This window comes from Pseudophaeobacter profundi (assembly GCF_029697505.1).
Lineage (GTDB): Bacteria > Pseudomonadota > Alphaproteobacteria > Rhodobacterales > Rhodobacteraceae > Pseudophaeobacter > Pseudophaeobacter profundi.
Genome location: NZ_JARJEF010000104.1, coordinates 1 through 386, shown reverse-complemented (window position 1 = coordinate 386; position 386 = coordinate 1). Strand labels below are relative to the sequence as shown.

Annotated in this window: 1 protein-coding gene; it reads left to right on the top strand. The window is 51.3% G+C overall.

Features of this window, described 5'->3' with window-relative positions:
* Positions 1-19 precede the first annotated feature (19 nt).
* A partial coding sequence (locus P2081_RS20445) for a lipocalin family protein (RefSeq protein ID WP_278924627.1) occupies positions 20-386 on the top strand: 367 nt, incomplete at its 3' end.

Sequence of the window (386 nt, the reverse complement as noted above, 5' to 3'; positions counted from 1 at the left end):
AGGACTCTGCCTGTGCTTGGTGCTTCTGACCGAGGTCTACAGCTTCTCATGGCCCAGCTGGGGCCGCTGTCCAGACCTCAGCGTCCAGCAGAACTTCGACATACAATCTTACATGGGCAAGTGGTTAATCAGAGCTGGGTACAACCTGGATATTACGCAGGGTAAGGGTAGATGTGGCTTTGCCAACTACACCTGGGACCCCATCCAACATCGGGTGATAGTCAACAACAGCCAGATATCTGCCAGTACTAACAAATGGGAGTCAATTTCTGGCTACGCAGTGCCTACAGACTATTCAAAGGATGAGGGCAAGTTTACTGTCAACCTCTACAAGTGGGGCTGGTGGAAGCTGACTGCCCCATATTGGGTGTTGGGGACAGATTATA